The 19,709-nt window shown below is 50.8% G+C and carries 19 protein-coding genes; 7 read left to right on the top strand and 12 right to left on the bottom strand.

Annotation, left to right across the window (positions count from 1 at the left end; all coding sequences use genetic code 11):
• Positions 1 to 126: 126 nt before the first annotated feature.
• The 7 genes from phoU to L6H65_RS12410 all read right to left on the bottom strand — a co-directional run bounded on the left by phoU (position 127) and on the right by L6H65_RS12410 (position 7,167).
• Positions 127 to 786, bottom strand: coding sequence for a phosphate signaling complex protein PhoU (gene phoU, locus L6H65_RS12440; RefSeq protein ID WP_236342901.1), 660 nt, complete (start codon positions 784 to 786; stop codon positions 127 to 129).
• Between the two features lie 20 nt (positions 787 to 806).
• Positions 807 to 1,577, bottom strand: coding sequence for a phosphate ABC transporter ATP-binding protein PstB (pstB, locus tag L6H65_RS12435; RefSeq protein WP_236342857.1), 771 nt, complete (start codon positions 1,575 to 1,577; stop codon positions 807 to 809).
• Between the two features lie 9 nt (positions 1,578 to 1,586).
• A complete protein-coding gene (locus L6H65_RS12430) occupies positions 1,587 to 2,753 on the bottom strand; it encodes a methyl-accepting chemotaxis protein (RefSeq protein ID WP_236342856.1) in 1,167 nt (388 codons plus the stop codon).
• 123 nt (positions 2,754 to 2,876) lie between these two features.
• Positions 2,877 to 3,785, bottom strand: coding sequence for a phosphate ABC transporter permease PstA (gene pstA, locus L6H65_RS12425; protein WP_236342855.1), 909 nt, complete (start codon positions 3,783 to 3,785; stop codon positions 2,877 to 2,879).
• Entirely contained in the window at positions 3,782 to 4,741 is a 960-nt protein-coding gene (pstC, locus tag L6H65_RS12420; RefSeq protein ID WP_236342854.1) for a phosphate ABC transporter permease subunit PstC, read from the bottom strand. The genes pstA and pstC overlap by 4 nt, the downstream gene beginning before the upstream one ends.
• 86 nt (positions 4,742 to 4,827) lie before the next feature.
• Positions 4,828 to 5,697, bottom strand: coding sequence for a phosphate ABC transporter substrate-binding protein (locus tag L6H65_RS12415; protein ID WP_236342853.1), 870 nt, complete (start codon positions 5,695 to 5,697; stop codon positions 4,828 to 4,830).
• A gap of 66 nt (positions 5,698 to 5,763) precedes the next feature.
• Positions 5,764 to 7,167: a TolB family protein gene (locus L6H65_RS12410; protein ID WP_236342852.1), complete on the bottom strand. Its 1,404-nt coding sequence runs from the start codon at positions 7,165 to 7,167 to the stop codon at positions 5,764 to 5,766.
• 1,390 nt (positions 7,168 to 8,557) lie between these two features.
• On the opposite strand from L6H65_RS12410, the gene L6H65_RS12405 reads away from it, so the two are divergent.
• On the top strand, positions 8,558 to 9,238 hold the full coding sequence (locus L6H65_RS12405; RefSeq protein WP_236342851.1) for a putative endonuclease domain-containing protein: 681 nt from the start codon (positions 8,558 to 8,560) through the stop codon (positions 9,236 to 9,238).
• Between the two features lie 304 nt (positions 9,239 to 9,542).
• On the opposite strand, the gene L6H65_RS12400 is transcribed toward L6H65_RS12405, so the two are convergent.
• The 3 genes from L6H65_RS12400 to L6H65_RS12390 form a co-directional block, all read right to left on the bottom strand.
• Positions 9,543 to 10,946: a SulP family inorganic anion transporter gene (locus L6H65_RS12400; protein WP_236342850.1), complete on the bottom strand. Its 1,404-nt coding sequence runs from the start codon at positions 10,944 to 10,946 to the stop codon at positions 9,543 to 9,545.
• Between the two features lie 331 nt (positions 10,947 to 11,277).
• Positions 11,278 to 12,273 carry an aldose 1-epimerase gene (locus L6H65_RS12395; protein ID WP_236342849.1) on the bottom strand — a complete coding sequence of 332 codons (996 nt, stop codon included), beginning with the start codon at positions 12,271 to 12,273 and terminating at the stop codon, positions 11,278 to 11,280.
• A 63-nt stretch (positions 12,274 to 12,336) separates the two neighbouring features.
• Complete coding sequence (locus tag L6H65_RS12390; protein WP_371877694.1) at positions 12,337 to 13,305, bottom strand: Gfo/Idh/MocA family protein; 969 nt, start codon at positions 13,303 to 13,305, stop codon at positions 12,337 to 12,339.
• 172 nt (positions 13,306 to 13,477) lie between these two features.
• Here L6H65_RS12390 and L6H65_RS12385 point away from each other — a divergent pair, with 172 nt between their 5' ends.
• Positions 13,478 to 14,377, top strand: coding sequence for a J domain-containing protein (locus tag L6H65_RS12385; RefSeq protein ID WP_236342848.1), 900 nt, complete (start codon positions 13,478 to 13,480; stop codon positions 14,375 to 14,377).
• A gap of 178 nt (positions 14,378 to 14,555) precedes the next feature.
• Here the strand turns inward: L6H65_RS12385 and rbsK are convergent, their stop codons facing one another.
• Positions 14,556 to 15,485 (bottom strand): ribokinase, encoded by a 930-nt coding sequence (gene rbsK, locus L6H65_RS12380; RefSeq protein WP_236342847.1) that lies wholly within the window; start codon positions 15,483 to 15,485, stop codon positions 14,556 to 14,558.
• Between the two features lie 76 nt (positions 15,486 to 15,561).
• Positions 15,562 to 16,167 carry a pentapeptide repeat-containing protein gene (locus tag L6H65_RS12375; RefSeq protein WP_236342840.1) on the bottom strand — a complete coding sequence of 202 codons (606 nt, stop codon included), beginning with the start codon at positions 16,165 to 16,167 and terminating at the stop codon, positions 15,562 to 15,564.
• A 217-nt stretch (positions 16,168 to 16,384) separates the two neighbouring features.
• On the opposite strand from L6H65_RS12375, the gene L6H65_RS26580 reads away from it, so the two are divergent.
• From L6H65_RS26580 to L6H65_RS12360, 5 genes are all read left to right on the top strand, one after another.
• Complete coding sequence (locus tag L6H65_RS26580; RefSeq protein ID WP_290370404.1) at positions 16,385 to 16,507, top strand: hypothetical protein; 123 nt, start codon at positions 16,385 to 16,387, stop codon at positions 16,505 to 16,507.
• A 52-nt stretch (positions 16,508 to 16,559) separates the two neighbouring features.
• Entirely contained in the window at positions 16,560 to 17,915 is a 1,356-nt protein-coding gene (locus L6H65_RS12370; protein ID WP_236342832.1) for a cytochrome ubiquinol oxidase subunit I, read from the top strand.
• Positions 17,912 to 18,934 carry a cytochrome d ubiquinol oxidase subunit II gene (locus L6H65_RS12365; RefSeq protein ID WP_236342830.1) on the top strand — a complete coding sequence of 341 codons (1,023 nt, stop codon included), beginning with the start codon at positions 17,912 to 17,914 and terminating at the stop codon, positions 18,932 to 18,934. Before L6H65_RS12370 ends, L6H65_RS12365 begins: the two co-directional genes overlap by 4 nt.
• A gap of 27 nt (positions 18,935 to 18,961) precedes the next feature.
• Positions 18,962 to 19,066 carry a cytochrome bd oxidase small subunit CydS family protein gene (gene cydS, locus L6H65_RS26790; RefSeq protein WP_371877692.1) on the top strand — a complete coding sequence of 35 codons (105 nt, stop codon included), beginning with the start codon at positions 18,962 to 18,964 and terminating at the stop codon, positions 19,064 to 19,066.
• Positions 19,067 to 19,359: 293 nt separating this feature from the next.
• Positions 19,360 to 19,509 carry a DUF6254 family protein gene (locus L6H65_RS12360; RefSeq protein ID WP_236342814.1) on the top strand — a complete coding sequence of 50 codons (150 nt, stop codon included), beginning with the start codon at positions 19,360 to 19,362 and terminating at the stop codon, positions 19,507 to 19,509.
• The last annotated feature ends 200 nt before the right edge of the window (positions 19,510 to 19,709 follow it).

Raw genomic sequence — 19,709 nt, 5'->3', positions numbered from 1 at the left:
GTTTTTGTATGATGATATTTTCTGTACAGGTTCTATCCTACTCCCTGTTTGTAAATCTCATATTTGTCTTTTGTAAACTTGATGTTAAAAATAATAGAAATGCCCTATTCGCCCGTCTCTTCAGGACTATGAATTCAAATCCGGACGCGTTCCCGTTACGAGATAGACAACGCTCTCGCCAATATTCGTCGCATGATCGGCGAACCGTTCGATATAGCGCCCGACAAAGCTAAGCAGATTGGCCTGCGAGATCGTCTTCGGATTCTCCATCATAATGGCGAACAGCTCGCGGATAATCTGGGCATACAGCGCATCTACCACATCATCGTCCTTGGCCATTTTATAAGCCAGCTCTGTATCCTCCAGAACAAAGGCTTGAATAGATTCATAGGTCATCAGCTTCACAATATCCGCCATGCGCGGCAGATCGATCAGCGGCTTGATCAGCGTCTGCCCCTCCAATCGAACCACTACCTTGGCGATATCTACAGACAGATCACCCATCCGCTCCAGATCGCTTGCGATCTTGAAGGCAACCAGAATGCGCCGCAGATCCTTGGCAACCGGCTGCTGCCTGGCTATAAGCGATGCGCCCAGCTCCGAGATTTTCTCTTCGATCGCATTCAATTCCTTATCCTCGGCAATGAGACGCCTCGCTTCCTCTACATCTACACTCTGCAGAGCGAGCATGGAATCGCCTACAGCCCGCTCCACCCGCTTGCCCATTTGAACGATAAGCGCATTCAGCTCATCCAGCCCCAGATCAAATTCTTTGCGTGTCGTCATCATTGTGAATAGACTCCCCCTTAGCCGAATCGTCCGCTAATATAGTCTTCCGTACGCTGGTCACGCGGATTGGAGAACAGCTTCTCCGTATCCGAATATTCCACGACCTCGCCATTCAAGAAGAACACGGTCTGGTTCGATACCCGTGCCGCCTGGTGCATATTGTGCGTCACCATCACAATCGTGTAGCGGTCCTTGAGCTCCTGCGCCAGCTCTTCGATCTTCAAGGTCGAGATCGGATCAAGCGCAGATGTCGCTTCATCCATCAGCAGAATATCGGGATTCACCGCAAGCGCGCGGGCAATGCACAGCCGCTGCTGCTGGCCGCCGGACAGACTGAGCGCAGAGCGCTTCAGATGGTCCTTCACTTCATCCCACAGCACAGCAGAGCGCAAACTTGTCTCAACGATTTCGTCCAGCTGCCCTTTGCTGCGTATGCCGTGAAGGCGCGGTCCATAGGCGACGTTGTCATAGATGGACTTCGGGAACGGGTTCGGCTGCTGGAATACCATGCCGACCTTCTTGCGAAGCGTCTCCACATCTACTTCCTTCGAATAAATATCAGTGCCGCCAACTGCGATACGCCCTTCAATACGCGTGCCCGGAATCATATCGTTCATCCGGTTGAGCGTTCGCAGCAGCGTCGATTTGCCGCAGCCCGAAGGACCGATGAAGGCGGTAATCGCCTTCTCTGGAATGTCCATTGAAACATTCTTGAGCGCATGAAATGCGCCATAGTATAAGTGAAGCTTCCCAATATCGATTAATGTCCCCACAACAATCTCCTCCATGTAGGCGAATTAAATTTGCGAGCCGCGCCCGGTCTGCATCTCGCCGACCAGCCGCTTCATCTCCCCTATGACCCGTTCCGACTGCTGATAGGCTTGACTGGACAGTCTGCCTATCTCCTTGGCGCTCTTGCTGTTGTTCGCTGCCGCATGGAACAACTGCTCGAATACCTGGAATGCGACGCCGATGTTGGCCTGACTGGATTCCGTCTCCGTACGTCCCATGCCAACCAGATCAACAGTGAGGCGCACGGCCTCCATAATCGTCTTGATCATCTTGTTGATCTCATCTGCCGATTGCTTCGTCCTCGCAGCCAGATGGCGCACTTCATTCGCGACAACAGCGAAGCTTCTGCCATGCTCTCCTGCTCGCGCGGCTTCAATCGTCGCATTCACAGCAAGCAGATTGCACTGATCCGCCAAATCTCTTATGAGCTTGGAGACGCTGCCGATTGAATCCGCGCTCTCTTGAAGCTCTTGAATTTGCCCTTCCTGCTTCGTCGCATTCTCATTCAGGCTGCGGATAGCGCCTGTTACCTTATCCAGCTCATTCTTGCCCTTGAGCGTCAGATCAACCATCGTCTCCGACATCTTCTCGCCAAGCTGTGCTGCGCTCAGCACATTCACGACCGACTTATCTATCTCATTGATCATCGATTCCGCACCGTTAACTGTGCGTATCTGTGATGCAACACTTTGCTGCTGGAGTACCCGGGACAGGCGAAGCAGATCGGCCACCGTCATAACTCCGAGGAAGCTTCCTCCATCCGTTAGGATGACGCAGTCATACAGTGTTGCTTCATCCCGCCCGAGCGCCCGGTCCAGCAGCTCCTGGGGCGAAATCATTTTATCGACAACAAGAGGTTCCGTATCCATCAGCTTCACAATCGAACGCCCGTAATAAATCTCTCTTCCGAAACGATGCGTCTCAATAATCGATAATCGACTTTTCATAACGAGGCCAAGCGGTTTATTAGCTTCATCGCATACGACGATGCAATTGCAATCCGGCTGCAGGCCAAATTGATCAATGACCTCCTTGCACGTATAAGTCCCCTGTACGACAGGAGCCTTCCGAATAAACTCACGCAATAGCTTTTCATTCGATTCCCGTTCCACGATATTGACGACAACTGTTTCTTTAGCAGCGACAGCGGCTTCCATCCATGTGACCGTCATGACACTCTCCCCCTCCAAAATCTAAGCTAGTACTATCACTATAGGCCGAAAGGATCATCGCTATTGCAAACAATTGTAAAGCAGATGTCAAAAAAGTCCTTATTCGCGTTTGGATCGAGCTCTCTAAGTCCGTGTTTTACGGGAATTCAACCATAGCGGCACACGGAAAATAACGTTGATCAACAGCACGGCGAATACGAGAACAGCCGCAGCTTTCTCGGCAATATCTGTCGCGTCCGGCACGATCGCTTCCGACTGGACATACCAGAGGTGAACGGCAAGCGTTTCTCCCGGCGAGAAAAGACTAAAGTCCCACATCTCCCCCGAGGTCGTGACGCCAGCGGTCAGAATAATTACGGCGCTCTCACCGAAGGCTCGCCCCGCCACAAGGCAGATCCCTGTAATAATGCTGTTCAGCGCTACGGGTATGAGGACACGACGAATCGTCTGAAGATGCGTCCCGCCAAGAGCGAAGGAGGCGTTCTTCATCTCGGGAGGCACGGCGCGAATTGCCTCTTCCGTTACACGGGTCAGGACGGGCAGATTGAGGAAGGCCAAACTTACAGCGCCGCCCAGAATCGTCAAGCCGATCTGGAACGCCTCAACGAATATGGCAATGCCGAAAAGTCCGAAAATAATCGACGGCACAGAGGCCAGTCCCTCGACACAAATACGTACGAAGGCGATAAACTTGTTGTCCGGTGCAAACTCCGCCAAATAGATGCCCGCCGCCATCCCCAGCGGAATTGATATGACGAGTGAAATAACGAGCACATAGACGGAATTGAACAGTGTCGGACCGATACCCCCGCCCTCTTCAATCTCACTGGGCAATCCGAACAGGAACGACCATTCCAGCTTGGGCAGACCCTTCTGCAAAATCAGAAACAGCAATCCGCAGATGAACAGCACCGTACAAATGCCGATGACCCAGACGACGAGAGTAAACAGCCGATTGCTCCAATGGTTCAAGCTTCTGCCTGAAGCGAATGGATTCGGCGGTTTACCGGATATTTTGCCGCGTGCGCTCATGACTTCACTCCTTTACGCTGAATCAATCGCACAAGCACGATCATCACGAGCGAAATGATAAGCAGCAGGAATCCCATCATATAGAGCGCGTAATTCCAGCTGGAATCGAACGGCACATTGGAGATCTGCATAACGATATTGCTTGTCAGCACAGAGGTCGGCTTGAACAGCTCATCCGCAAGCTGCGGCGTATTGCCGATAACCATAACGACGGCCATCGTCTCGCCAATGGCGCGCCCCATTCCCAGAATGACGGCATACATAATCCCGCTCTTGGCAGCCGGCAGCACGACCCTCACTATCGTCTGGAAGCGGGTCGAGCCGAGCGCATAAGAGGCATCGCGGTATTTCTTCGGCACGGCGACGATCGCGTCATCGGTAATCCGGCTAATCGTCGGCAGCACCATGATCGTCAGCACGATGGCAGCTGCGAGCAGGCCATCCCCCATACTTGTGCCTGTAAGATCACGCAGCAGCGGAATTAGAATGGTCATTCCGAGGAATCCGTAGACAACGGAAGGAATACCGACGAGCAGGTCCATGACAGGACGCAGCATCGTCTTGAGCCAGGTCGGCGTCATTTCCGCGAGGAAGACGGCGATAATAACGGAGAGCGGAACCGATATAAGCATCGTCAGGAATGTTAAAGCGAATGTGCCAAAAATAAATATAAACGCGCCGTACTGATCGTTCTCAGGCGCCCATTCCGAGGAGAAGAAGAAGGTGAATGGCGATACGGTATCAAAGGTAAGAATGCCTGTCCGGCCCATGAAGAACAGAATCGTGAACAGAATCAGGCAGACAAAGATCGCTGAGGCGATGCAGATGACTTTGAACGATCTGTTATAGAAGGACAGCCTCTTCTTGCGGTCGAAGGCTTGACCGGAGCTGGATTTGAGGCTGCTTCCCAGCTCGACGCCGTTAGAAACAGGGCTTGGAGGGGGCGTTTGAAGCATATGATGGTCATCCTTTCATGTACGGAATGAAGAGAGCCAGCTTCGCCGCATTGCGCCGTAGCTGGCTCCACTCCTGCCTGTCTTAATTAGTTCTTCATCGCGGAGATCGGGATGAATTTAAGCTTTTTGAGCGAACCGTTCTGGAATGCTTTGCTTTGCACGTATTCGATGAAAGCTTTGGTAGCGCCAGTCGGCTGGCCTTTGGTCATGTAGTAGCCATAGCTCCACACTTTGTACTTGCCGTTAATGACGTTTGCTTCAGTAGGGGCAATATCGTTGATTTTGAGCGCCGTCATTTTGCTCGTAACATAGACAAGGTCCATATAACCAATTGAATTTGGCGTCGTCTCGATTGCTGTCTTCATATCGCCGCTTGACTTCACTTCCTTGTAGTTGTCGCCCTTCGTCATGAAATCAGCGCCGTCGAGCGCCTTCATTTGGAAGTTGACGCGCGTGCCGGAGCCAAAAGCACGGTTAACGACTACGATCTCAGCGTCAGAGCCGCCTACCTCTTTCCAGTTCTTCACTTTGCCTGAGAAAATATCCTGGAGTTGCTTCGTCGACAGGTTCGCCACCTTCACATTGCTGTTCGTCACAGCGGCGAAAGGAATTACCGCAACCTTATTCGCTACTTGACCATCGAATTTCTTGAAGCCAGGCACGTCGAGTGATGCGTCCCAGTCGCATGCGCCGATGTCAGCGATGCCTTTGCGAACTGCTTGCGGGCCTGTTACAGAACCTGCAGCCGAAGCGGAGATTTTCACCTTCGGATTCAATTTCTTGAATTCATTCGCCGCTTGGAGCGTCAGCGGGAGCAGTGCGGACGAGCCGTTAATGACGATTTTGCCGCTTAGCTTGCTTGCCGCATCCGCAATGTTGGCCATTGAGATGGAACCGAACGCAACCGTCAGTGCGATTGCGGTAAACGCGATATTTTTGAAAAATTTCGATTTCATAGTAATGTAAATCTCCTCTCAGATTTTCGAATTTTATGGATAGAGCTACAGAATGATTGATTTCATTTATTGGGTAACTTTCTTCCATTGGCCGTTGTTGTCGACAGATACTTGCCCATCGGATACGATTGCAATCGGCGCCCCGGCAGCCACGATCAGTTCAGTGACGCTATTAGGAACCGTGGACAGCTCCTTCTTCTGGCCAGTTGCTGCATCGATCTCGTATACGATTTCGCTGCTGCCGCCATCTGCGAGCACATAGATTTTATTGCCTGCCATGACAGCCTGCAGCACATCCTTGTCCTCGATCAGCTTCGCAATCGTTTTGTCCTTCGCTACGGAAACGAGCGAGGCCAGCTTATTGTCCTCTGCGCTCACATAGAACGCTTTGCTTCCATCAGCAGCTGCGCCAACGAATACTTTATCATCGGTCGTCGCAGTCAGCTTCTCGGGCTTGCCATCCTTGATCGAAGCATCGAAACGGTATACCTGCGGCTCCGTACCTGTCAGGTCGATTGCAACATCGTCCTGATCCACCGGCTTGGAGGAATCAGCTGTTACAGCGCCCGGCTTAATAACCGTGTAATGGAACTGGCTGCCGTCTGCCGACACGCTCAGGTTCGCTTTGTAATCAACTTTATCCTCCAGCACTTTGGAAATCTTGCCATCGGAGAGATTCAGCTTCGCTATTACGCTGCCTTTGTCGCCTTGCAGGAAATAGATGGCGCTGCTGTCTGCGGACCATACAAGCTCCGGCTTAATTGAGCCGTCATATGTAACGGCCTTGGACTGTTTGCTGGCCAGATCAATAACATAAACCGCGCCGCTTTCAACAGAGTAGGCTGCTGTTTGACCGTTCGGAGCAACAACCAGATCGGATGCGTCTGTCGTTGTGAGCAGCTCGGTGAATTGTCCCGTCTTCGCGTCCACGATGTAATCGAAGCGGCCCTCTTCCTCAATAACCGATGCAAGCAGGCTGCTCGCATTCAGCCAGATGACGCGCGAAGGATCCTTCACCTTCTGCACGGTGCTAAGTGATACTTGACCTGCTCCGTCAAGAGTGGACTCAGCGCCGATCGCGCTGATGAAATCACTCAGCGTGATGAAATACATATTGTTGACATTTTCCACCGCGTATTGAAGCTCACGGGCTGCCCCGTCAACAACGATTTCCTTCGACAAGCCGCGCAGCTCGATCGTATGGCCTTGGAAAAAGGCGCTTACGCCGCCCTTGTCGTTCACCTCAAAGTAAACACCTACTGCATTTCCGAGATCACGAATCGACATGTAAGTTATCCCGTTCAATGTAACGGAGCGAATCGATGCCATTGCATCATTGATAGACAGTGAGGATTGCTGCGTTCCAATCGCTTGCTTCATCTGGGTTTGGGCTGCTGCGGCAGCACCAACTATTGAAACACTAAGTGCTGTTGCCAGCGCAGTAACGACAATCGTTTTTTTTATTGACATTGGGCTCGTATCACCTTTCTGGTATTGGATTTCGCTAACAAATTGAACTTCGCTGACCATCGTGCTGTGCCATTTGATGACCATCGGGCCGTGTCATTTGATGACCATCGGGCCGTGTCATTTGATGACTATCGGCTGTGCCATTCGATGACTATGAGGCCGTGTCATTCGGTGACCATCGGGCCGTGTCATTCGATGACCATGGCTGTGCCATTCGATGGAAATAAGTCTGCGCCTGTGCCGATTGACGATACGGAACCGGTCGCAATAGTTCTATTTATATTAAATTGCCGACCCGCCCCAGCCTTCATTAGTTGCCGGGTTGCTCATCCTCCCAGAACGTCAATGTTATGTACAATCTGATTATAAGGACCTATTGTAAAGTGAAAATCAAGCTATTATGTAGATATTGTTAATAGTAGGAGGTAGCACGTGATACCCGCTGGCTCATACGCTTCGCAAATCCACGACACCGCCGCAAAATGTACCCTGATCATGACCCTAGCAGCATAATCGCACGGCATCATCACCCTTCAATCAGAGATAATGCCATATCTGAAACACGATAATTATCCGCTTACAGCACATTTCACACCTTACATGCCTTACACTCCCGATCTCCCGATCTTTGAAGCTCAAATCGCCGGGTTTCGTCGAATACACTTGGCCTCGCGCTTCATCCGCACACCACCCATGTCTGTAACACGATAATTCATGCTTACAGCCGATCCAAAACCAGATTTACACGCTGTAAGCGGGTTTTACACGCTGTAAGCGGGTTTTTCACGCTTACAATCCTACAATCGACTCTCATTCGGCGTTATGCGTCACTTTAAGCGGGTTTTTCATGCTTACAGACTGCCGAGCAAGTCCGATTTTCGTTGTAAGACGGAATTATCCGCTTACAGCGCATTTCACACCTTACTTGCCTTACATTCCCGATCTTTGAAGCTCAAATCGCCGGGTTTCGTCGAATACACTTGGCCTCGCGCTTCATCCGCACAACGCCCATGTCTGTAACACGATAATTCATGCTTACAGCCGATCCAAAACCAGATTTACACGCTGTAAGCAGGTTTTTCACGCTTACAATCCTACAATCGACTCTCATTCGGCGTTGAGCATCACTTTAAGCGGGTTTTTCATGCTTACAGACTGCCGCGCAGGTCCGAAATTCGTTGTAAGACGGAATTATCCGCTTACAGCGCAAAGCATGAAAACAACCCCTGACGCACAGAGAATTCAATCAATAAAAATCTTGATTATACATCCAATCCATAGTACGATTGCTTTATATTGGTTGGTTGTGAAGCACACACCGCTCATTTGGAGACGCTAGTCGTTTCCGAATAAGCGGTTTTTTTATTTTCTAAATAGGGGAGTGGATAGTATGGAGTTTCAATCAGCATATGAGGATTGGTTAGATAAACACATGGGACTTAGAAAAGGCGAGAAGAAGCGGCGGCTGGCACAAGGTCTAGGCCATGGGGAGCGGTTGTTTCTGAAGCAGGTCTGGTATCCAGCTTTTCGACAGTTTGAAGGACTGCATCCAGAGTATGAGGTAGCTGACTTTCGAGATGGTTCGAGGTTTTTGGACTTTGCCTATATTCGTTTTCCATTAAAGCTAGCTATTGAGATCGATGGCTATGGTTCGCATGCATCTCATGCAAGCCGATGGCAATTCGCAGACTCTCTGATGCGCCAAAATCATCTCATTATCGACGGCTGGCGAATTTTGAGGTTCTCATATGATGATGTATCCGAAAAACCACGCACATGTGAGCAAGTGATCCAACAATTTTTTGGTTCCTGGATCGGTGTCAACAGCCAAACAGACTCCAGCTCGGCTGATATTATTGAAACGGAAGTGCTGCGGCTCGCTCTGCGATTGGATCGTTTTCTGCGTCCGGACGATGTCTGCAATTTGCTCCAGATCAGACGCGATAAGGCGCGCAGCGTCCTTCATAGCATGGTGAAAAAACAAACCTTGCTCCCCGCAGGACAAGGGGTCCGGCGAATCCGTTGCTTTAAAGTTAATCGTGAGCGGATTAACGAGAGGACCTGGCAATAATACTGTGTTATGAGGAGAGTTAATTAGAGTTGGATGGTCCAGGACTTGTAGACGCGAAAATTCTTGAATCACGATTTACGCTCTAACAAAAAGAAGAGCGCGGCTGCCTCGCGCGCCCCCCTACTTTCTACTCTCTACTCTCTACTCTCTACTTTCTACTTTCTACTCTCTACTTTCTACTTTCTACTTTCTACTTTCTACTTTTGTACACTCTACTCTCTACCTATACACTATTCTTTCTACTCTGTACTCTCTCTACTCCGAACCCCCTGTTCCACTTCTCACCAATCCTCCCAGATTTCGCTCAGCTTACGTTGCTGTAGCGAATCTGCACCTGCTTGCCTTCGCTTTCGAAACGTTCCTTGATACTGTTCAGAGCAAGGCGTGCGGAGTGATCCCAGACATGCGCCTTGGTCAGATCAATAACAATATGCTCAGCCTCGTCGTCATAGGCAATGCTTTGGTTCAGCTCCTCGGCAGAGCCGAAGAAGAGCTGGCCTTGCACCTCGTATGTTCTTTTGGAGCCATTTTGCCGATGATGAATTTGAATCTTGGTAGCAGCGTGGTAGACGAATACGAAGAAGCTCATTGCAACACCGACTAGAACGCCTTTGGCCAAATCATGTGTTATAACTGACACTGCGGCCGTTACCAGCATAATGACCGCTTCGCTGCGTGGAATCTTGTGCATGCGGGCTACATATTTCCAGTCGAGAATTTCGACTACAATATAAAGCATAACGCCAACCAGCGCGGCAATTGGAATAATGGATACGAGCTTGCCGAACACGAGCACAAGCAGCAGCAGAAATACACCGGCTGTCAGATTGGATAACCTTCCACGCCCACCCAGTTTCACGTTAATAACAGATTCAGCGATCAGCGCACAGCCTGCCATGCCCCCGAAGAAGCCAGTCACGAAGTTGGCCGCGCCCTGACCTCTCATCTCCTTATTCTTATCTGTTTTGGTCCGTGTCATATCATCAATAATATCCTGTGTCAGCAGCGTTTCCGTGTAACCTACGAAAGCGAGCGACAACGCAACCGGGAAAATAATCGCGAACGTGCTCCAGCTCATATCGACTAGCGGAAGATGAAATTCCGGCAAGGCCGACGTAATGATCGCAATGTCGCCTACCGTACTGACATTCCAGCCAGAGGCGATACAGAAAATCGTCACGGCTGCTACTGCAACAAGAGGTGACGGAATCGCTTTAGTAAGCCGAGGCAGTAAATAAATGACCGCTAATGTGACTGCGATCAGCGCATACATCTCCCACGAAGCTCCTTCGAAATGCTTGAACTGCGAGATCAGAATAAGAATCGCAAGCGCATTGATAAATCCGATTACGACAGCATGCGGCACAAATCTCATCCAACGCCCCAGCTTGAACACGCCCATCAGAAATTGCAGCACACCGGTCAATATCGTAGCCGCGAACAAATATTCAATTCCTTGCTGCGCGACCAAAGCTGTCATCAAGACGGCCATCGAACCCGCCGCAGAGGATAGCATAGCCGGACGAGCACCGAAGAAAGCCAGCAGAATGAGAATACAGACAGAGGAATAAATCCCTATCATGGGATTAACACCTGCTATGAAAGAAAAAGCAATCGCATCCGGAATCAGAGCCAATGTCGCGGTAATGCCGGCCAACACATCAAGCCGAATATTAGAGAGCCATGTTTCTCTTAACTTATGAATCAAAACCGTAACGCTCCTCTCTACACAGCACATCACAAGGGCACAATGACTTGCAGCCCTATCTAACGCGCAACCGATCACCGTCATGCCGCGAAACAGCGATTTGGGAGCTGCGCGCAGTTCATATCCATCATGCCCCTCATCCGAATAGTAACGAGAGACCGAACGTTCGCAGGCTGCAAAACAGACCAACCTTGCTATTATAAGCGGAGAACGCCTGTTTGAACACCCGCTTTACAGAACCTGACGACAAAAACCTCTGACCGACAATTCGGCCAGAGGTTCAAAAAGCTGTTCTCGCAAGCGATAACATTTTCTAAAAATTACATTTGCACTACTTCACATACAGCCGTCCGGTTTCCTCCCAGATTTCACCTGGCTTCAAGCTGAACAGTCCCATTTCCTCCGCTGGGAGATTCATATTGGGCGCGTTGATCAGATTGGTCTGCGGCTCAGGACAAATGAAGCCCTCGATGGCAAAGTTGTTCCAGATCATCCACTGTTTAAAGGAAGCTCCAACATCATAGATTAGAGTCACATTCTGCTTCAGATCGGCAAGCTCCATCCGATTGCGGCCATTCTGGGGAGCCGACCGATAGTGATTGTCCATTTCCTCCAAAAAGGGGTAAATGCCGCTATCCCGCAACTGCTCATCCTCAGCTGTCAGCTGCTGATAGCTGCCCGTGGGCAGCATCCGTTCATCCAACTCCCAACGTTCGCCGATCGTCACCCTTACACGGCAATCCCGCGCGGTGCTGCCCGGTGCGAAAGGCGCATTGATCGCTGTGTGGAACGCTAACAGACAAGGCATCTCATCATCGCCTTCATTGCGAATGATAACCTGCTGCGACAATCCATCCTCACTGATTGAATACCGGAGCTTAATCGTGAACTTGTGCGGAAAATATGGATAGGCGACATGCTGCTCATCCACTGTATTGGTCACCGTTACAAAGCTCTCGGTCCTCGTGCTGCCAAACTCCACGACTTCCCATGGAATATCCGTAAAGAATCCATGCAAATGATTGCCTGTTTCCGCCTCATTCACAGGGAATTGATAGGTTTGGCCCTTCCACAGAAACTTCCCGTCCCGATACCGGTTCGGCGGGAACAGAACGGGAATGCCATACACAAAGGGACGCGCCTTGAATTTCTTCATTCCTTCCTCTTCATCAGGCTCGCGGAGGAACCGATACCCGCTCTCGATATCGCGAAATGCAATCAGATTGCCACCGTTGTCCGGCAGAAGTGCCGCTTCATAGCGGCCGCCTTCCAGCCAGATGGCTTTCTCGCCTTGATATATACCTTCATATGCTCTATGCTGTCTCATATCATCCCACCCCTTCAGTATCGATCAACAGCTGCACTTCGTAATGAATCGGTCGCAATCATCTCATTGCCGCACAAGCACTCTTTGCTTCGTGTATGCGGATTCCAGACAAGCATCGATTGCCTTCATATTCGCCACAGCGTCAGACGGGCCAAACTGGCTGCACTTCTCTCCCCAAACAGCCCTTGCAAATTCATCTGCTTGCAGCGCATACTGGTTCAGCATCTCCTGCGGCTCCTCGCGCGTGCCGGCTTCCGAATGAATGAGAATACGGGCATCCTTAATGAGAAAAGCAGAAGGAACCTCAATACGTCCCTCCGTTCCCAGCACCTCAAGCGAATTGCGAAACGCAGCCCACATCCCGCAATCGAACGTTAACGCCACGTTCCCGGGAAATTCCAGAATACCAGCGGCCATCATATCAACATGATCATGCTCCGGCGAGATCAACGCCTGAACAGTCGCTGCCTCTGGTTCTGTTCCAAGGATCATTCGCGCTGCGCTTATTGGATAGCAGCCGACGTCGTACAGTGAGCCGCCGCCCCATTCCTTGCGATAACGGACATTAGTCGTGTCCGCAGCATTGTTGAAAGTAAACACACCATGTATGCCTCTCAGCTCGCCGATTTCACCAGATGAAATAATCTCCTTGATGCGGCTGTAGCGGGGGTGATGGCGATACATGAAGGCTTCCGCCAAATGAACACCTGTTGAGCGGCTGGTATCCGCCATTCGCTGAGCTTCCTCCGCATTCAATGCAATCGGCTTCTCGCAGAGCACATGCTTGCCTGCCTCCATTGCCCGAATGCTCCATTCCATATGCAAATGATTCGGAAGCGGTATGTAGATGGCATCGATATCATCATCCTCGATAAGCTCCTCATAGCTGCCGTACGCCCGTGCGATATCCAGCTTGGCCGCCGTCTCTTGCGCTTTTCCAATGTCACGGCTCGCAATAGCAGCCACTTTCCCTGTACGCGATTGATGAATGCCGGGAATGACTGAATTTACCGCAATGCCAGCACAGCCCATAACTCCAAAGCGCAGCTCTCGTGTCAATACGAACACCTACCCTCTCCTACTTCTATCTATGATGTCTTGAGGTGCCACTTTTCTTGCATGATATACTTCTTCTCCCTCGTGTACCGCTGCTCCTTCTGTGGTAAGATGATTAACAGACATAAGTAACCTAGAGGTGAAGCAAATGGACAAGCTTAAGCAGGCTTATGAACAAATGGGCCTACCTGAGAATGCAAGTAAAGAGGATGTCGAGAAAAGATACTCGATTCTGGCCCGTCAAGCCCGTACTCGAAAGCAGCGTCAGGGAAGCTCTGCCCCTGAGAGCAATGATGATTATTTTGCAGCGGTTACTGAGGCTTATCGGCTTATACTGGATCTCGACAATCAGAAATCGGTTGAACAAATCAACGAAAGAGAATACGGCAAGTACAAGAAATATGCAGGTACAGTCGAGAAAACAGATCACTTCTTCCGTTATTACAAATTCCATCTGCTCGGCGGCATTGTTGCTGTCGTGCTTATCATCGTCGGCATTCAAACGTACTTGAATTATCAAGCCGAGCAGGAAAGGCTGGCGAAGCTGCCGCCAATTGATCTATCCGTCATGTTCATCGGCGATTTTATTCAGAAGGACAGCGACGAGCTGTCGATTCTAGAAGAAGCATTGCTGGTCCACAACCCGGAATGGAAGCGAACCTCGGTTAGCATGACCTTCCTGCCCTCACAGTCTCAAAATGATCACATGCTGCGGCAGAAAGCAATCCTCATCTTAATGACCGAAAAGCCTGACGCCTACATCATGGACCGATCCACCTTCGATTGGCTAAGCGATCAAGGCCTTCTGAGAAATCTCGATGAGGAGGCCGAGCTTGGATTCCAGTCCGACTTGCCTCCGAATGCAGCAGTCAAAGGCAAGTCTTCAAAGGATACCGCCGAGCACATCTATGGAATTGACCTCACTTCCAGTCCAGCGGTACAGAAGCTGCCGCTCAAGCTGAAAGAGTTTATCTTCGGCATCCGTGCCGGGGGCAGCAATGATGACAAGGCGCTGCAATTCATAGCCAACTACTTAAAGTCGGAATAGCTGCTTCCGCACCGCGTTCAGCTCATGGCGAGCGGTGAGGCGGTGCATGACGAAAGGCCGGCCATAAACCTCCACGCGCACTGCAAGTGAGCGCGATTGGAGGTTTTTTTTGATGCAGCCGCGCGCAGCTCCAAGCACGGGGTGCGGCGATACGAGTGTCAGCCAGCCACACAACAGGTCAACGATTATCCGGCTGCAAGGCAGCCTCAACCTCTAACAGCGTCGGCATGCCTCCCTGTGCCCCGAACCTCTGGACAGAAAGAGAAGCGGACGTGACCGCTAATGCCACGGACTCCGCCATAGGCTTGCGCTGCGCCAGTCCGTATGCAAGCGCTGCATTGAACGAATCCCCCGCTCCAGTCGTATCGACAACCTTCACTCTTGGAGCTTGAAAGGTCTTCAATTGTCCTTCCTCCACATAAGAGCAGCCCTTGTCTCCTCGCGTCATGACAACCTTGCTGTTGTATTGCTTCTCCCATTCCGCAATGGTATGGCCTAACAGTACCTCATCCTCCTGCCCGGAGACACCGCTAATAAGCTCCCATTCTGATTCATTGGGCGTTATGTAATCTGTCAACAGCAGCAGCTCTTCCGGCAAAGCTCTGGCTGGAGCAGGATTTAGAATCGTTGCAGCATTCTTGCCCTTCGCAATCGAGAAAGCTTCAATAACGGCCTCCAGCGGTATTTCGAGCTGGGCGATGACAACATCCGCTGATGAGATCGCGGGCTCATGCTGACGGACGTATGCTGCGGTGCACATTGCGTTGGCGCCCGCAACGACAACAATACAATTGTCCCCTTGCGCTAGTGAAATATGAGCGGTCCCCGTCGTCTCTCCTTCCAGAACGCCAACAGAATCGAGCCCCACACCGCTTGCCGCCAAGCCATCCAGCACCATTGGCCCGAAGGGATCGGAGCCAACACAGCCGATCATTGTCGTTTCTGCATTCAGGCGGCTGCAGCCGAGCGCTTGATTGGCGCCTTTTCCGCCAGGCATGTAATGAACCGCATCACCGGCAATCGTCTCACCCATTTGGGGCTGCCGTTTCATCGATACGACAATGTCCATATTCAAGCTTCCCACAACCGCAATCCGAGGCTTGCTCATATCGCTGCTCCTCCTTTCATTTACACTGCCTTAGCCCTTTTTACTCAATCGCGCCCTTTAATCGATCTTGGCCCTTCTACTCAACCTTTGCCCCTAGCGCGCGCAAAAATGCAGCCCCATGAACAATGTCCATGCGCACACCCTTCAATTCCAGCGATCTGAAATCTATGCCATCCAGAATCGCCCCTCTGAAATCCACGCCATGCAGCTTGCTGCTCGCCAGTTGGACGCTCGTCAGATCAGCTCCCCGCAGGTCCGACTTCTCCAGATTGCAGCCGTACAGATCCGCTTCAACCAGACGGATGCCGCGCAGATCCTGCTTGGAGAAATTGAGATGACGCAGATTCGTATACGACCAATCTCCCTTGCTAATTGTTATGCCGTCCATCTGGGCATGCGTGAAGTCTGACCCCGTCATTTTACAATTGATGAATTTGGCCACGAATAGATTCGCGCCGCTGAACTGACAGTTCATAAAGGCTGATTCCTGATGTATAGATGCATTCAAAGCCGCATCGCGAAAATCGCACTCGATAAAGCTGCAGCCTATCGTCTGGATTTCTTCCAAAGATGTCCCGCGAAATTTGCACCGTTTGAACGTGCAGTGCTGCAGCTCCCCATCCCGCTTATCGGAATGGCTGAAGTCCACCTCTTCATAAACCTCGTCGGTATATTGATACATGAACCATCTTCCTCTCTCACACTGACTTTACCTCGTTGCAATAATTAATTTTAGCACGAACACCGTGCTGCGCGGTATGCCCTTGGAGTCGCAGGTTCAACAGTTCGACAACATTTAGACAGACGCAAGACACAATTGTATGTGAAAAATATCACATAACTGTTTATAATACTAATAAGATCTTCACATACTTAACCTTTGGAGGGAAGGGATTCGGATGGAGAACAATCGCAAGCCGAAGGATAATCGTGTTGCCAAACAAGAGAAGGGGCTCATCATCCTCTGCGTTGTGGTCGCAGTCGTGATGCTGCTTGCCTTGTCCCGGAGAATATTCAGTTAAGCCTTTAGCAGGTAATAATAAACATAGCATCACATTCTGGAGGGGATTCTAGATGTTATTAAGCACTTACGACCCGGTTTTCTACAGCCGAATATTGACCTCGTTCACACTCGCTTTTCACATTATTTTCGCTACGCTTGGGGTCGGCGTTCCGCTCATGATAGCCATTGCCGAATGGATCGGCATTAAGCGGAATGATCCGCATTACCTGCTTCTCGCGCGGCGGTGGGCGCGGGGCTTCGTTATTACAGTCGCTGTCGGCGTCGTTACGGGAACTGCTATCGGCTTGCAGCTTAGTCTGCTATGGCCGAGCTTCATGCGCGTAGCCGGTCAATCGATCGCCCTGCCGCTGTTCATGGAGACATTCGCCTTCTTCTTCGAGGCGATTTTCCTCGGAATCTACCTGTACACCTGGGATCGGTTCAAGAACAGAATGGTTCACTTCTGGCTGCTTGTGCCCGTTGTTATCGGCTCTTCCGCATCGGCCTTCTTCATAACGATCGTGAATGCGTTTATGAATGCGCCTGCCGGTGTTACGGTTGAGAACGGCAAAATCATTGACATTGAGCCTTTTGGAGCGATGCTCAGTCCAGCGATGCCGACAAAGGTGTCGCATGTGCTCATAACCGCTTACTTAACCTGTGCGCTCGTACTTGCCGCCATTGCCGCTTGGTCGCTCCTCAAGGGCCGCAAGCATGTCTACTACAAGAAGGCGCTCCGTCTGACGATGGTATCCGCATTCGTTTTCATAATCGGTAGTGCAATAATCGGCGATCTGTCCGGCAAATATCTTGCCAGCTACCAGCCTGAGAAGCTGGCGGCGATGGAATGGCATTTCGAGACTTCCAAGAATGCGCCGCTTGTGCTGGGCGGAATTCTGACCGAGGACAACGAGATCAAATACGGACTCAAAATCCCTTATGCGCTCAGCATTCTTGCCCATGGGCTGCCGAATGCAGAGGTAACCGGGCTTAATGATATACCTGAGGACGAGCATCCTCCGCTCATTATTCACTATCTATTCGATATGAAAATGGGGCTTGTCGCGCTCATGACACTTGTCACGACCGTCTTCATCATTCTGCTCTGGCGCAAGCGGCATCTCGCATTCTCGAACAAATGGATGCTGCGCGCTATTATCGTCGCCGCGCCTGTCGCGATGCTGACCATCGAGCATGGCTGGATCTTCTCAGAGATCGGCCGCCAGCCGTGGATACTTCGCGGCATTATGAAAACATCGGAAGGCGCAACCGTATCGGATCATGTGGATACGATGCTGCTGCTCTTCTCCCTGCTCTATATCGTTCTCGGCATTACATCCATCCGCGTGCTCACCCGAATGTTCCGCAACAATCCTGCGGAAGAGGAGCTGAAGACGAGAGGCATTGAAGGGGGAGGCAATCAATGAGCTATGAAGTGCTTGGCATTACCGTGCTGTGGGTGTTTCTATTCGGCTACCTGATCGTAGCCTCGATTGACTTCGGCGCTGGCTTCTTCAGCTATTACAGCACAATAACGGGCAAGCGCCATCTCATCAACAATATTATTGAGCGCTACCTGTCGCCCGTCTGGGAAGTAACGAATGTGTTTCTCGTTTTCTTCTTCGTCGGCATCGTCGGGTTCTTCCCTGACACCGCCTATTACTACGGCACTGCGCTGCTTGTGCCCGGCAGTATTGCCGTTATACTGCTGGCCATTCGCGGCTCCTACTATGCCTTCAATACGTATGGAACACGAAGCAAGACGCCTTATATCTTCCTGTATGGCGCAAGCGGATTGTTGATTCCGGCTTCCCTGTCCACCGTTATGACCATATCGGAGGGCGGCTATATCGAGGTTGACGCCAGCGGCAACCTGTCATTCCTGTACGGCAAGCTGTTCACAAGCACCTATTCGTGGGCGGTCGTCCTGCTCGCGATTGTGAGCGTCCTGTACATTTCAGCGATGTTTCTCAGCTACTATGCGAATCGGGCCAACGACCGCGTTGCCTTCGAAATCGTCCGCAAATATGCGCTGGCATGGAGCGGACCAACCATACTGAGCAGCTTGCTCGTCTTCTTCGCCATTCGCGGCCACAATGCAGAGCACTTTGACCGCATGACATCGCTCGCCTGGATGTTTGTCATCTCCTTCGCCTGCTTCCTGATCGCTGTCTATCTGCTATGGACGCGCAAGCGGCTTGGACTCGCGTTTATATTCGTCATGCTGCAGTTCGGCTTTGCCTTCTTCGGATACGGCGCGGCGCATTTGCCGTATATTCTGTATCCGTACCTGACGATTTACGATAATTTCACCAGCGAGCCGATGGCACTGGCGCTCATCTCTGTGTTCATTCTCGGTTTGCTGCTGCTTGTGCCGTCACTGTACCTGCTTATGCGACTGTTTCTATTCGATGCCAAATACGTGCAGGGCAAGCGGGGCAAATAATACACTATTCATGGGGAGGATTGGGATATGAATGAATTTTTGATCTTTGTGGCGCCATTTCTCGTCGTAGCGATTTCAGTTGTTTTCCTGTTCTGGTGGGGAGCAAGGAAGCCAAGACGGGAATTGGAATAAAGGAGACGGCGATTGTCAAAAACGATTGAAATGAACAAAGAGGCCGCTGCACTGGGGAATGTTCTTACGATCGCTGTTGTTCCCGGAATTCTTGAATTCAGGTTGTTTGTAATAGTGGAATTCCGGGAACAAAGGCGAGCGCTTACGCTTCTTCAGAATCATTCCCCTGCTCCGCTCTGTTGTTCTTTCTTAACTTCAACTTATTTAGCTATCCAGCCGTTGCAGTATACGGCTGGACAGGAACGCACACGATAAGGGGGTCCGTTCATCTCCCTACGAAAGGAGTATCATACATGACCACATCACAACGACGTCGTGAAAGCGCCTGGAAAAGCCGCAAGCAGAACCATAAGCCGCATGGCGAGGTCAAATCCCTTTCGGAGCTGTCAGACGAAAGCTCGTCAGGAGCTGCCGGCAACGAGAACAACACGTCACATGAATAACTTGCATAATAGGGGTAGATAATAAGCCTGACTCTAACCTTGCATACAATGCAAAGTGAAGAGTCAGGCTTATTAGCCTTTATGCTGCAGACTAGCTCCCAAGCAATTGTACAAATTACTGGCTGGCATACTGTTAACCTTCTTTTACTACTTCTACACTGCTTCCTTTGCTCCTGCTCTGGTTGCTCTTCCATCTCTTC

It is taken from the genome of Paenibacillus plantiphilus, from assembly GCF_927798095.1.
Taxonomy (GTDB): Bacteria; Bacillota; Bacilli; order Paenibacillales; family Paenibacillaceae; genus Paenibacillus_Z; species Paenibacillus_Z plantiphilus.
This window is presented reverse-complemented; position numbering and strand designations above follow the sequence as displayed.

Excerpts from the sequence above, each read along its gene's own strand:
- L6H65_RS12370 (WP_236342832.1), top strand. The coding sequence starts at position 16,560 with ATGTTATTAAGCACTTACGACCCGGTTTTCTACAGCCGAATATTGACC.
- L6H65_RS12390 (WP_371877694.1), bottom strand. The coding sequence starts at position 13,305 with ATGGGCTGTGCTGGCATTGCGGTAAATTCAGTCATTCCCGGCATTCAT.
- pstA (WP_236342855.1), bottom strand. The coding sequence starts at position 3,785 with ATGAGCGCACGCGGCAAAATATCCGGTAAACCGCCGAATCCATTCGCT.
- rbsK (WP_236342847.1), bottom strand. The coding sequence starts at position 15,485 with ATGAGCAAGCCTCGGATTGCGGTTGTGGGAAGCTTGAATATGGACATT.
- L6H65_RS12405 (WP_236342851.1), top strand. The coding sequence starts at position 8,558 with ATGGAGTTTCAATCAGCATATGAGGATTGGTTAGATAAACACATGGGA.
- L6H65_RS26580 (WP_290370404.1), top strand. The coding sequence starts at position 16,385 with ATGGAGAACAATCGCAAGCCGAAGGATAATCGTGTTGCCAAACAAGAG.
- phoU (WP_236342901.1), bottom strand. The coding sequence starts at position 786 with ATGACGACACGCAAAGAATTTGATCTGGGGCTGGATGAGCTGAATGCG.
- L6H65_RS12415 (WP_236342853.1), bottom strand. The coding sequence starts at position 5,697 with ATGAAATCGAAATTTTTCAAAAATATCGCGTTTACCGCAATCGCACTG.
- L6H65_RS12365 (WP_236342830.1), top strand. The coding sequence starts at position 17,912 with ATGAGCTATGAAGTGCTTGGCATTACCGTGCTGTGGGTGTTTCTATTC.
- L6H65_RS12385 (WP_236342848.1), top strand. The coding sequence starts at position 13,478 with ATGGACAAGCTTAAGCAGGCTTATGAACAAATGGGCCTACCTGAGAAT.
- pstC (WP_236342854.1), bottom strand. The coding sequence starts at position 4,741 with ATGCTTCAAACGCCCCCTCCAAGCCCTGTTTCTAACGGCGTCGAGCTG.
- L6H65_RS12375 (WP_236342840.1), bottom strand. The coding sequence starts at position 16,167 with ATGTATCAATATACCGACGAGGTTTATGAAGAGGTGGACTTCAGCCAT.
- L6H65_RS12360 (WP_236342814.1), top strand. The coding sequence starts at position 19,360 with ATGACCACATCACAACGACGTCGTGAAAGCGCCTGGAAAAGCCGCAAG.
- cydS (WP_371877692.1), top strand. The coding sequence starts at position 18,962 with ATGAATGAATTTTTGATCTTTGTGGCGCCATTTCTCGTCGTAGCGATT.
- pstB (WP_236342857.1), bottom strand. The coding sequence starts at position 1,577 with ATGGAGGAGATTGTTGTGGGGACATTAATCGATATTGGGAAGCTTCAC.
- L6H65_RS12410 (WP_236342852.1), bottom strand. The coding sequence starts at position 7,167 with ATGTCAATAAAAAAAACGATTGTCGTTACTGCGCTGGCAACAGCACTT.
- L6H65_RS12395 (WP_236342849.1), bottom strand. The coding sequence starts at position 12,273 with ATGAGACAGCATAGAGCATATGAAGGTATATATCAAGGCGAGAAAGCC.
- L6H65_RS12430 (WP_236342856.1), bottom strand. The coding sequence starts at position 2,753 with ATGACGGTCACATGGATGGAAGCCGCTGTCGCTGCTAAAGAAACAGTT.